The following is a 903-nucleotide window of genomic DNA, read 5'->3' as shown; positions in this document are numbered from 1 at the left end:
AACCAGGACCGGGAAGATCACGGAAAAAAAACATTTCCTCCGGACAAGTTTGAGAAGGAAGAGAAGAAAGAAATCAAAGAAAGCACCACCGATCCAGAGAGTGGTTACTATGTGAAGGATGAACGGACGAAGCAGTTCGCCTATTCTTTTCACGCAGCCGCGGATCGTAACGGTTTTGTGCTTGGCACCATGGTCACACCTGGCAACACACATGATAGTCAGATTTTAGAGCCATTGGTCGGAAAGGTCATAGAGAGAGTCGGAAAGCCTGAAGCGGTCGCCGCAGATGCCGCGTACAAAACTCCTGCGATTACCCGTTACTTATTGGAACAGGGGATGACCCCTGCCTTGCCATACACACGACCACGTACGAAAAAAGGTTTTTTCCGAAAACATGACTATGTGTATGACGAATACTTTGACTGTTATCTTTGCCCGGCAGGTGAGATCTTGGCCTACTCGACAACGAATAAAGAAGGATATCGGGAGTACAAATCGCCAAAACAGATTTGTGCGACATGCCCATTTTTAGCCAGATGTACGGAGAGTAAAGACCACCAGAAAGTGGTGACGCGTCATATTTGGCAGGAATACGTAGAAGAGGCAGACCATCTTCGCTATCACGCAGAGGTGAAAGAGATTTATGCCAAACGTAAAGAAACCATTGAGCGTGTATTCGCAGATGGAAAAGAAAAGCATGGCATGCGTTGGACAACGTTAAGGGGACTTAAAAAATTGTCGATGCAGGCGATGCTTACTTTCGCTGCCATGAACCTGAAGAAGATGGCCAACTGGACGTGGCAAGGTCCAAAAATGGCCTAAATGATGAACTCGAAGAGGTCTGTCTTTTTATTAAATAGCTTCAAATCCCATAAAAAGCTAAAAAGGGGTTCGGAATGAGAC

General features: G+C 46.0%; 1 protein-coding gene. It reads left to right on the top strand.

What is annotated here, in order from left to right; all coding sequences use genetic code 11:
• On the top strand, positions 1 to 822 hold an 822-nt coding region (locus tag ACWIHY_RS40295), incomplete at its 5' end, for an IS1182 family transposase (RefSeq protein WP_454381731.1).
• Positions 823 to 903: the final 81 nt, after the last annotated feature.

Source organism: Streptomyces sp. NPDC055287 (assembly GCF_053646035.1).
Note: the sequence above shows the minus strand (reverse complement) of the source record. Positions and strands in the feature narration are given on the sequence as shown.